General features: G+C 75.2%; 11 protein-coding genes. 2 read left to right on the plus strand and 9 right to left on the minus strand.

All coding sequences use genetic code 11. The features are described from left to right. The 7 genes from RI554_08545 to RI554_08575 form a co-directional block, all read right to left on the minus strand. Positions 1 to 491: biotin/lipoyl-binding protein (locus RI554_08545; protein ID MDR9392059.1), on the minus strand; the 491-nt coding region annotated here is incomplete at its 3' end. A gap of 22 nt (positions 492 to 513) precedes the next feature. Next, on the minus strand, positions 514 to 1293 hold the full coding sequence (locus RI554_08550; GenBank protein MDR9392060.1) for an ABC transporter ATP-binding protein: 780 nt from the start codon (positions 1291 to 1293) through the stop codon (positions 514 to 516). Next, the gene (locus RI554_08555; protein MDR9392061.1) at positions 1290 to 2471 is read right to left on the minus strand and encodes an ABC transporter permease; all 1182 of its coding nucleotides are present in this window, start codon (positions 2469 to 2471) and stop codon (positions 1290 to 1292) included. The genes RI554_08550 and RI554_08555 overlap by 4 nt, the downstream gene beginning before the upstream one ends. Before the next feature lie 91 nt (positions 2472 to 2562). Beyond that, positions 2563 to 3150, minus strand: a complete 588-nt coding sequence (locus tag RI554_08560) for an NAD(P)H-dependent oxidoreductase (GenBank protein ID MDR9392062.1) — start codon at positions 3148 to 3150, stop codon at positions 2563 to 2565. Between the two features lie 48 nt (positions 3151 to 3198). After that, positions 3199 to 4098: a universal stress protein gene (locus RI554_08565; protein MDR9392063.1), complete on the minus strand. Its 900-nt coding sequence runs from the start codon at positions 4096 to 4098 to the stop codon at positions 3199 to 3201. 305 nt (positions 4099 to 4403) lie between these two features. Next, on the minus strand, positions 4404 to 4625 hold the full coding sequence (locus RI554_08570; protein MDR9392064.1) for a hypothetical protein: 222 nt from the start codon (positions 4623 to 4625) through the stop codon (positions 4404 to 4406). A gap of 82 nt (positions 4626 to 4707) precedes the next feature. Continuing rightward, positions 4708 to 5115: a DUF302 domain-containing protein gene (locus tag RI554_08575; GenBank protein ID MDR9392065.1), complete on the minus strand. Its 408-nt coding sequence runs from the start codon at positions 5113 to 5115 to the stop codon at positions 4708 to 4710. 331 nt (positions 5116 to 5446) lie between these two features. On the opposite strand from RI554_08575, the gene RI554_08580 reads away from it, so the two are divergent. Both RI554_08580 and RI554_08585 read left to right on the plus strand, forming a co-directional pair. Next, positions 5447 to 5890: an Hsp20/alpha crystallin family protein gene (locus tag RI554_08580; protein MDR9392066.1), complete on the plus strand. Its 444-nt coding sequence runs from the start codon at positions 5447 to 5449 to the stop codon at positions 5888 to 5890. Continuing rightward, the gene (locus tag RI554_08585) at positions 5887 to 6609 is read left to right on the plus strand and encodes a dienelactone hydrolase family protein (GenBank protein ID MDR9392067.1); all 723 of its coding nucleotides are present in this window, start codon (positions 5887 to 5889) and stop codon (positions 6607 to 6609) included. Before RI554_08580 ends, RI554_08585 begins: the two co-directional genes overlap by 4 nt. Before the next feature lie 3 nt (positions 6610 to 6612). Here RI554_08585 and RI554_08590 read toward each other — a convergent pair whose 3' ends face one another. Both RI554_08590 and RI554_08595 read right to left on the minus strand, forming a co-directional pair. After that, positions 6613 to 8115: a deoxyribodipyrimidine photo-lyase/cryptochrome family protein gene (locus RI554_08590; GenBank protein MDR9392068.1), complete on the minus strand. Its 1503-nt coding sequence runs from the start codon at positions 8113 to 8115 to the stop codon at positions 6613 to 6615. A gap of 174 nt (positions 8116 to 8289) precedes the next feature. Further along, the coding region (locus RI554_08595) for an SBBP repeat-containing protein (protein ID MDR9392069.1) at positions 8290 to 9884 on the minus strand (1595 nt) is incomplete at its 5' end.

Below are 9884 nucleotides of genomic sequence, written 5' to 3' on the forward strand. Positions count from 1 at the left end.
GCCGCCAACCGCGCGCCGGCGTCCGCCGCCTCCCGCGCGGCGCGCGCGACGTTCACCGCGGCGGCCTGCACGGCCCGCTGGCGTTCCGCGGCGCGCACGCCCTCGCGGGCGGCGGCGACCTGCGCGTCGGCGGCGGAGACCGCCGCCGCGGCCTCGGCGACGCGCGCCCGCTGCGTCGCGGCGTCGAGGCGCGCGAGGACGTCGCCCGCCGCGACGTCGTCCCCCACCTCGACCGTCCGCGCCGCCACCGTCCCGGCGACGGGGAAGGCGAGCTCGGCGGTGCGGCGCGGCGCGACCTCCGCCTCCGCCGTCGAGGGCGGCGCGACCGCCGCGCGCGACGGCTCCGGAGCGGGGGAGACGTCCGCGACGGCGTCCGCCGGGCGGGTGGAGGCCGCCGGCGGCGCCCCCGGCCCCCCCGTCCACCAGATCACGCCGACCGCCAGGCCGGCCCCCAACAGCACCACGGGCACGAGAATCCGAAGGCTCTTCACCGGCGTCGTCCTTTCCCGGGCCTCACGGGGCCCCCTCCGAGAGCTTCGCGACGTCCGCGGGGTCGTCGACGATGCGTTCCAGCACGCCGTCGCGCATCTGCACCACCCGGTCGACGTAGCGCACCATGCGCAGGTCGTGCGTCACCATGATCCCCGCCCGCCGCTCGTCGTGGATCAGCGACGCGAACGTCTCCACCACCTGGTGCGCCCGTTCGGTGTCGAGGCTGGCGGTCGGTTCGTCGGCCAGCACCAGCGCGGGACGGTGGATCAACGCCCGCGCGATCGACACGCGCTGCTGCTGACCGCCCGAGAGTTGCGACGGGAGGTTGTCCAGCCGGTCGCCGAGCCCCAACTGCTCGAGCAGCTCCAGCGCCCAATCTCGCGCGGCGGGGGTCGTCCGGCCGTTCAGCGACAGCATCAGCAGCACGTTCTCGAGCACCGTCAGGTACGGCAGGAGGTTGTTCGATTGGAAGGTGAACCCGATGTTCCGGCGGCGGAACCGCGTCAACGCCCGCTCGTTCAGGTCCGCGACCGCCTGCCCGGCGATCCGGACGGTCCCGTCGCTCGGGCGCAGCAGGCCGGCCAGCATCGCCAACAGGCTGGTCTTGCCCGACCCCGACGGCCCCACCAGCGCGATGAACTCCCCGGGCTCCACGGCGAACGACACGCCCCCGACCGCGGTGATCGTCTGCTCGCCGAGCCGGTACGTCTTCGTCAGGTCGTGCACCTCGAGGGCGGGCGGGGCGTGCGGAGTCGCGCCGGGCGGCGGCGGCGCGACGTCGCGCGGCTGCGCGCGCGTCACTTGCCCAACCCCAAGGCGGTGAGCGGCTCGACGCGGAGCGCCGCCCGGAGGGCGACCAAGCCCCCGGCGGGGCCGATCACCAACAGCCCCGCGACGGCGGTCCCGACGTTCGTGGGGCGGAACTCGATCGGGACCTGCGGCGGGAACGACGCCGCCAACGCCGCCGTCCCGAGCGCCCCGAGCGCCACCCCGACGAGGTTCGTGAACACGATCTGCAGCACCGTCGACCACGCGATCAGGCCCCCGCCGGCGCCGATCGCCTTCAGCATGCCGATCTGCGGGACCTTCTGCAGGGTCTGGATCTGGAAGAACCCGCCGACCACCAGCACCCCGATGATCAACGTGAAGAACGTCTGCGTGTTCACCGTGCTCTCCTGCGCGGTGTAGCCCGGCACGTTCGTGTAGGCGGTCACCAGGTCGACCGCCTCGACGCCGCGCACCTCCCGCTCGATGCGGGCCTTCAACGTCGCGGGCTCGACGCCGTCCGCCGCGCGGACCGCGACGACGTCGAACAACAGACGCGTCGGGTCGACGCCGGCGTCCGCCCTCGGACGGACCCGCTCGAACGTCGCGAGCGGCGTGAGGATGCTCGCCGAGATCTGGTACTGCTGCCCGCCCGCGATCCCGACGACGCGCAGGTCGTAGCGTTCGTCGACGGCGCCCTGCGTCGAGCGGACCGTCACCACGTCGCCGACCTCCGCCCCGGTGAACAACGCCGCGCGCGCCCCGAAGATCACCTCGTTCGCATCCAGCGACGTGAACGCGCGCCCCTCCCGGACCGCCGGCAGGCCGGGCCGTCCCGGCTCCACGCCGATCAACGCCACCCGCTCCCCCTCGAGCGACGCGGCGGCGTCCCCGCCCAGCGGCTCGACGACGGTGCTGGAGAACGCGAGCGCCCCGAGGTCCGCGACGCCGTCCACCCGCCGGATCGAGGCCAGGACCGACCCGTCGAACTGGCTGGCGGCGATCTGCAGGTCGGCGGTCTCCTGGTAGACCAGCAGGTCGCCGTCGATGCGTTCCAGGAACTGCCGGTTGCCGAGCGCCAAGCCCTCCCCGAGGCCGGCGAGGAACAGGATCAGGACCGTGATCAGGGCGATGACGGCGCTGATCGACGCGAACCTCGGCGTGTTGCGGAGCATCTCCTTCAGGGCGAGCGTGATGGCGAGACGAACGGTCAAGGCGGCCTCCCGACCCCGGGTATCCACGAAGCGTACGCCGCCGCCGCCGGGGGCGGCGTCGCCGGCGCCACCGGCGGCGGCGCGCGCGGCGTCAGGTCCGGGCGACGAGGCGGCCGGCCAGGGCGTCGCACGCCGCGGCGAGCGTCTCCAGCCACGCGCGCCGGGTCGCGAGGTCGCTCGTCACGACCGGTCCGAACGCCAGGCGTTCGTGCCGCTCGATGCCGACGGCGGGCAGCACGAACGACCGCCAGTACCGGTCGAGCGCGTCGGGCGCCTCGTACGGCGCGTTCTGCGTCGTCACGACGCACGCCTCGCGGGCCCGCAACAGCCCGCGGAACCCCCCCTCGGGCGCGTGCTCGAAGGCGTCGCCCTCCCGGACGACGCGCTGCACCCACCCGCTCAGGATCGCCGGAGGCTGGTCGAACCAGACGGGGTGCACCACGACCCACGCGTCCGCCGCGACGAGGGCGCGCACGTGCGCCTCGACCTGCGGGTCGTCGCTGGAGCCCTCGACGAGCTCGCGCGCGCCGAGGCGCGGGTCGAAGCCCTCGCGGTGCAGGTCGTGCAGATCCACGCGGACGCCGCCCGCCTCGAGCGCTTCGGTCGCGGCGCGCGCCAACGCGTGATTGAAGCTGTCCGGGTTCGGGTGCGCGACCAGCAGCAGCACCCGCGGCGGCATCGTCACGGCGTCACCTCCCCGCGCCCACCCGACGGGCGGCGCATCCGCTCACCCTCCCGCGCCCCGGTCCGCCCCGCCAGGGGCGGACGTCCCCACCGCCGGAACGCGCGCGTGCACCGCGTGCGGAGCGCCGTCGTTGCGGAGCGGCACCCGCGCGTCCGGGCACGCGCGCCCGTCGCACGTCACGTGCAGGGGGGCGTCCGGCGCCCCACGCCGGTAGGACAGCCGGTAGGTCGTCGCCCCGAACCGGTACGCCACCTCCGCCTCCGGCCAGGCGGGCGGGAGGTGCGGCGCGACGCGCAGGGCGTCGCCCTCGCGGTGCAGCCCGAGGATCCCCTCCACCGCGAGGCGGTAGGCCCAGCCGGCGGACCCGGTGTACCAACTCCAGCCGCCCCGGCCGACGTGCGGCGGCCAACCGTACACGTCCGCCGCGAGGACGTACGGCTCGAGCCGGTAGCGCGCGGTACGGACGCGGCCGTCGGCGTCACGGACCGGGGCGTCGTCGAAGGCGCGGACGACGAGGAGGTGACTGCGGGCGTGGTCGGCGACCTTGTGCCCCACGCCTCCGAGGTTCCAGCCGGCGAGGCCGCTGCGACCGTGGCTGGAGAGCGCCACCAGCGCGGTGCCGCGCTCGCGGGCGAACGCGAGCAGGCTGCCGGCGGGGTCGCCCTCGAGGACGTGGGCGGTGACGTCGTGGAGGCCGGCGTGCGCGTCGCCGTTCGGGGCGAGGGCGTGGCGGACGCCGTCGAGGTACGCCGTCGCTTCGTCGCGGGCGAGGCGCCACGCGATAGGGTCGGTCGGGGTCGGGTCGCCGGCCAGGGTGGGGGGCACCAGGACGCGGGCGAGGTCGAGGTGGGGGGTCGTGCCGCGCGTGACGGCGAGGACGTGCGGGAGGACCCGTTCGGCGAGCGGGGACCCGTCGAGCGGGACGAGGACGGGATCGGCCACGCTGGTCTCCTCTCCGGTTCGCGGGGAGGAGGGCCGAGGCCGAGCGGGGACGGCGAACCGTCGCGAGGCTACCGCCGGTGCGGGGACCGGCGGCGGCCGTCGCTCACACCGAGGGAGCGACGCTCGGGGTGCGGCGCGTGCACGCACGCGCCGCCGCACCACCGAAAAACGCCCCCGGTTCGCGGGGGCGTGTTGAGGAGGGTGCCGCCGACCTGCGCGGCCCTTCCTTCATCTACGTTCAGTGTAGCGCCTGGGCGTGCCGGCGTGCGTCGTCCGGAGGACGTGCGCCCCGGCGGGGGCGTCCCCTACCAGCCGATCCCGAACGCGTCGCAGAGCAGACCGGTCAGGCCGAGGAGGAACAGCAACGGCCCGACGGACGCCAGCAACGCCCCCAGGATCATCGATTCGGTCCGCGCCGGTCCGGCGCGCTCGACCGCCGTCGCGCCGCGCGCCGTGAAGAAGCGGACCAACAGCGCCACGCCGGCGAACGTCATCGCCCCACCGATCAGGATCCCCGTCCAGCACATGCTCACCTCCTGCGCCCCGAAGGGCCGTCAGGGGACGCTACCGGACCGCCGGCGGGGGCGCGGTGACGGATGGGGACCGGCGTCAGGCGGCGGCGTCCCCCTCGAGGGCGTCGAGCGCACCCTCGAGCCGGCGGGTCGCGTCGTCGCCGAGGCCGGCGAGGCGTTCGCGGACGTCGGCGTCGAGCAGCTCGAAGGCGGACGCGGGGGACAGGATGCGGACCTCGGTGCCACCGTCGACGCTGCGGAGCGTCGCGGTGCAGGGCAGCAGCAGGGCGACGTCGCGGTCGACCTCGAGGGCGTCCTTCGCCAAGCGCGGGTTGCACACCCCGAGGATCGTGTGGCCCTCGTGCGCTTCGCCGAGCTTCGCGTCGAAGGTGGCGGCCAGATCGACCTCGGTCAGGATGCCGAAGCCCTGCGCCTGCAGCGCGTCGGCGAGGTGCGCCTTCGTGGCGGTCAGGTCGGTGGGGACGGTCCGGGCGAACGTCTGCATGGTCAACCTCCTCGGGGGGCGTCGCGCGCCCCGTCGGTCCGAGGGTGCCACGTCCGGCGCCGGGTGCGGGCCACGCCCCCGACATACCCCCCTGGGGTGTTCCTGCGGGGGTGGGGTCCGAGGCGTGCGCCCGCCGGGGGCGCCGGCGTGACGTTCGGCACCGCGCGGCGGCGCCGGGTGCGCTCCACTGGATTTCGCCAGGTCCGTGCCGCCGGCGAGGCCGCGGACCGACGCGCGGACGTCCTGCCTCCGGTTTCCCCTCCCGGCCCGGGTCCACGCCTCGCCTCGGCTGCGCTCGTCGGCGGTACCGACCGGCGGAAAGAGGTGACGTATGGCCCGCCTGCTCCCCACACGACGCCGCACCGTTCCCGATCCGTTCGACGCGATCGATCGACTCTGGAACGACCCCCGCTTCGCCCCCCGCCCGTTCTTCGGGGAGGGCGAGACGCACGACGTCCGCACCGACCTCTTCGAGGAGGACGGCACGCTCGTGCTGCGGGCGTCGCTGCCCGGCCTGACGCGCGAAGACCTGCACGTCGAGGTCGACGACGACACCATCCACGCCTGGGGTGAACGCAAGGAGGACATGGTCCACGAGGAGGGCGACGTCTACCTGCGCGAGAACCGCTACGGCCGCATCGAACGGCGCGTGGCGCTGCCCCGCGACGTCGATCCCGAGACCGCCAAGGCGACCTTCAAGGACGGCGTCCTCACCCTCCGCCTCCCGATCCGCGAGAACGGCGGCCACCGCGAGCTGCCCATCGAATCGGAATGACGCACGCGGCGCGGGCGGGCGGGGGGACCCGCCCGCCCGACGACGACGCGGCGGACGGCCCACGGCCCCACGGGATCGTCGTCCCGACCGACGGGGTCGACCTCCACGGCGACCTCCGCGTTCCCGCCGTCGCGCGCGGCTGCGTCGCGTTCGCGCACGGGAGCGGCAGCGGTCGCCACAGCCCCCGGAACCGCGCCGTCGCCGCCCGTCTCCACGCCGACGGCTTCGCGACGCTGCTCCTCGACCTGCTGAGCGACGCGGAGGACCGCGCCGACCGGGCCGGGGAGCGCCACCGGTTCGACGTCCCACGGCTCGCACGCCGCCTCCACGCCGCCCTCGACGTGCTCGCCGAGCGCCCCGACGTCGGGCGCCTCCCGGTCGGCCTGTACGGCGCCAGCACCGGGGCGGCGGCGGCGTTGCGCGCCGCCGCCGACGCCCCCCGACGCGTGCACGCCGTCGAGGCGCGCGGCGGCCGCGTCGACCTCGCCGGCGACGCCCTCCCCCGCGTCCGCTGCCCCACCCGCCTCATCGTCGGCAGCGAGGACCGCGCCGTCTGGGACCTCAACGAAGCGGCACGACGCACGCTGCGTTGCGACGTCGACCTCGCCGTCGTCCCGGGGGCGGGCCACCTGTTCGAGGAACCCGGCACCCTCGATCGGGTCGGCGACCTCACGGCCGACTGGTTCGACGCGCACCTCGGGGCGGACGGCGCCCCCTGAACCTCAGTCCGCGCGCCGCCGGGGGGCGCGCTCGCGCCGGTCGACGTGCCGCGCCAACACCGCCTCCGCCGCCCGCCGCGTGGCGGGCGCCCCCTTCGCGGCGTACAGCCGCGCCTGCGCCCCCCGCCGGGCGGCGGCGACGTCCACGATCGGGGCGGGGTACGCGGGCGCGACGAGGGGCGGTGCGTCGTGCGGGGCGAGGTGCCACGGCGCCGGCACGTCGCGCAGTTCCGGCACCCAGCGGCGGACGAACGCACCGTCGGGATCGACGTCCTTCGCCTGCTTGAACGGCGCGTAGATGCGGATCGTGTGGATGCCGGTCACGCCCGCCTGCATCTGGACCTGCGCGTAGTGGATGCCCGGCTCGAAATCGAGGAAGCGGGGGGCGAGGACCTCCGCGACCGGCCGCCAATCGAGCTCCAGGAGGTGCGTCGCGAAACTCACGAGCGTCGCCCGCAGCCGGAAGTTCACCCATCCGCCCGCCGCCAACGCCCGCATCCCGGCGTCCACCAGCGGCACGCCGGTCCGTCCCTCCCGCCACGCGTCGAACCGCTCGGCGTCCCAACGATCGTCGTACAGGTCGTCCAGCGCCCGGTTCATCGCGCGCCGCTCGAGCGTCGGTTCGCTCTCCAACTTCTGCATGAAGTGGCTGCGCCACACCAACCGCCGCTCGAAACTGCGGAGGCTACGCGCCCACGTCGTCGCCCCGCGCGGCAGCGCCGCCCGTCGCGCGCGTGCCGCCTGCCAGGCGCGCCGCTGCGACAGCGTGCCGTACGCCAGGTCCGCCGAAATCCGGCTGCACGCCGTCCAGCCCTCGACGGGGGACGCCATCGCCGCGGTGTACGTCTCGCCCCGCTCGTGCAGGAAGCTCGCCAAGCGCTCCGCCGCGGCGGCCTCGCCGCCCGCGAGCGCCTCCGGCCGGCCGGCCTCCGGCGTCGCGGGGACCGCGTCCGCCCCGCCGGTGTGGGCGCCGGACAGCGTGAACGCGGCCGGTGGGGGCGCCGGGAGGTGCGCGGGGACCGGGACCTCGCCGGCGTTCGCGAACGCCCGCCAGTGCCCCGCCCACCCGTCGCGCGCACGGAGGCCCCGCTCGACGCCGTCCTGGACCGCTTCGCTCCACGACACGCGGTGCGCGCGGCACCAGGCCGCGACCCGTCGGTCGCGGGCGTACGACGCCTCGTGGCCGGTCTCCTGGTGCGACGCCAACCGGCGGATCGGGCCGACCTCGCGTCGGATCCGCTCCAGGACGTCCGGCATCGCGCCGTCGGCGACCGTCAACGCCGCACCCCGCGCCCGCAGTCCGTCGCCGAGCTCGCGCAGGGCCTGCTCCACGAACCGGGCGTGCGACGGGTGGTGCGTCGGGTGGGCGCGGAGGTCCGGCTCGCGGACGTACAGCACGAGCGTGCCGCCCGGGGCGGGGTCCGCCGCCGCGCGCGCGAGGGGCGCGTGGTCGTGCAGCCGCAGGTCGCGTTTCAGCCAGACGACGTCGATGGGGCCTCCGTCCACTCCCCCATCCTCCCGGGGAGGGCCGCCCCCCGCCGTGGGGTCGCCCACGAACCGCGCTCCCCGCGGGCCGACGCGAACGCATCGCACGGGCATCGGTGGCGCCCCACGGGTGCGGGGCGCCGGCGGAGCGGCCGGCGGGCGAGGGCGGTTTCAACCTCCGACCCCGGGTCGGGGTCAGGGACGAAAGCGCCGAATGCCGTTCACCGTCGGCGCCTGCTCGCCCGACCACGCGACGTACGCGTTCCCCTTCGCGTCGAGGGCGACGCCGAACGCGTACTGGTCGGCGGACCCCCCGTACTGCAGGGCGCCCCGCCGTGCGCCCTCGGTGTCGTACGTGCGGAGGAACCCGTCCTCGGTCCCGACGAGCGTTCGCTCGAGATCGCCCTCGGTCTTGCCGGTGAGGGCGACGAGGCCGTCCGCGCCGACCGTGACGTCCGTGCCCTCGTCGTCGGCGGACGTCCCGAACTGGTCGGTCCACCGCACGTCGCCGTTCGATACGAACGATCGAACGAAGACGTCGAGCCCTCCGGCATGCACGTCGCTGGGGGAGAGGAGGCTGCCGCGCGTCCTTCCCGTGACGTACACGTGTCCGTCCTCGCCCGTCGCGACGTCCGTCGCTTCGTCGAAGGCGGGGGTCCCGAACTGTTCGGTCCAGCGCACGTCCCCGTTCGAGACGTACGATCGCACGAACGCGTCGTCGTTCCCCACGAGGGTCTCGCCCTCCACGAGGGTCGTTTCGGTGTTGCCGCTCACGTAGACGTAGCCTTCGGCGTCCGTCGCCACGCCATTGGCGGACGTGGAGTTGTCTGCGTCCCCGAACGTCTTTTTCCATCGGATCGTGCCGTCGGGGTCGTAGGCGCGAACGTGTGCGTCGTACGTAAACCTCTTGGGTTCGACCCTCCCGCCGACGTACGCGTAGCCGTCGGCATCGACCGCGACGTCGGAGATTCGGACGTCCGCGAACTGCGTCGTCCACCGGACGGTCCCGTCGGCCGCGTACGCGCGGACGAAGGCGTCGGTTCCGCTCGCGCCTTCTGCTCCCGGAATCGGGCCGTTCGAGAACCCCGCCACGTAGGGGCGTCCTTGGGCATCGATCGCGACGGCGTTCGCGCCGTCGTCCTTGGAGCTTCCGAACTGGCGCGTCCACACGAGGGTGCCGTCGAGTGTGTACTTGCGGAGGTACGCGTCCTTCTTTCCGGCGTTCGCACCGGCGAGCGCGGCCGCCGTGGATCCGGTGACGTAGATGTGCCCGTCGCCGTCGGCCGCGAGATCCCTGACGGAGTCGAGCGCGACCCCGAAGCTCCGCGACCACCGCACGCCGCCCGGGGCGGCGCGGACGGAGATCGTGGGGACGGTCGGGAGGGCGCGACCGTCGAGCGTGGCGGTGACGGTGGCGGTGCCGGGGCGGGTGGCGGCGAGGGTGCTGACGTAGGTGCCGTCGGCGCGGCGTCGGGGGGGCGTGAGGGTGCCGTGCGTGGTGGTGAGGTCGAGGGTGGTGGGTTGGAGGGGCACGGCGTCGAGGGTGGTCGGGTTGCCGTGGGCGTCGACGAGCTGGAGGGACAGGGTCGCGGCGTCGTCGGTGGTCTGCGTGGTGCGGACGGTGGTGAGGGTGCTCGTGGTGGGGTTGGGCGCGCCGGGCGTGATGGTGAGCGTGACGGGATCGGGGGTGACGGGGGCACCGTCGGGGTCGAGGGTGGGGGTGACGGCGGCGGTGACGGTCGCGGTGCCGGGGGTGGTGGCGGTGAGGGTGCTGGTGTAGCTGCCGTTGG

The sequence above is a fragment of the Trueperaceae bacterium genome (genome assembly GCA_031581195.1).
GTDB lineage: Bacteria > Deinococcota > Deinococci > Deinococcales > Trueperaceae > SLSQ01.